This window comes from Hansschlegelia beijingensis, from assembly GCF_045505405.1.
GTDB lineage: Bacteria > Pseudomonadota > Alphaproteobacteria > Rhizobiales > Methylopilaceae > Methylopila > Methylopila beijingensis_A.
The window spans coordinates 1-669 of record NZ_JBJKEX010000680.1 but is presented as its reverse complement, the minus strand read 5'-3'; the positions used below and the strand labels follow the sequence as shown (position 1 = coordinate 669).

General features: G+C 71.4%; 1 pseudogene. It reads left to right on the top strand.

The window, feature by feature from the left end:
- Window positions 1-243 (top strand): annotated as a pseudogene (locus ACIKT0_RS19590) (CmpA/NrtA family ABC transporter substrate-binding protein); the annotation flags it as partial.
- Window positions 244-669: the final 426 nt, after the last annotated feature.

Below are 669 nucleotides of genomic sequence, written 5' to 3'. Positions count from 1 at the left end.
ACGGGCCCGGGCGGGGCGGAGCGGGAGGAGCCGGACTACCTCGTCTTCGCGCGCGGCGGCGCCATGCGGCCCGACCTGCGCCATGCGCGCTGGCTCTACGGCGAGATGACCCGCTGGGGGCAGGCGCCCGAGGGGCAGGTGAGCGACGCGGAAGCCGTCTACCGCCCTGACCTCTATGACGCCGCCATGGGTGCCTCGGCCGCGCCCGAGGTTTCCGATCCGCTGGGCCTGTTCACCGGCTGACCCGGCGCCCGTTCGGGTGCATCGCACAATTTTCGCGCACCGATTGCCGGAGCGTGCTGCGCTGAGAGGCGGCCGCGATGCCGTCGCTGATTTGCTTTGCGTCGCCAAACGCCTCTGACCCTCGTCCTCGCTCCCGGTCGGCCGGTTGGCACGCCGCTTGAATGAGTAGTCACGCAGGTTCGCGTCGCCGCTGACGCCTTGGACCTCTCCGCCCAACGATGGGCCGCCAGCGACGCCGCTGAACGACTGCGCCACAGCGCATCTCGTCAGCGGCTTTTTTCGTTTTTCCGCCCTTCGGGGCGATCCGCCAGAGCCGGCGCGCGCGCGCCTTCACGGAGCCGACCACGATGACCGACCGCGTGAAGACCCTTCTGACGACCGGCGCCAGCCGCCGGTCCGTGCTGCGCGCCGGCGCGCAGCACGGAC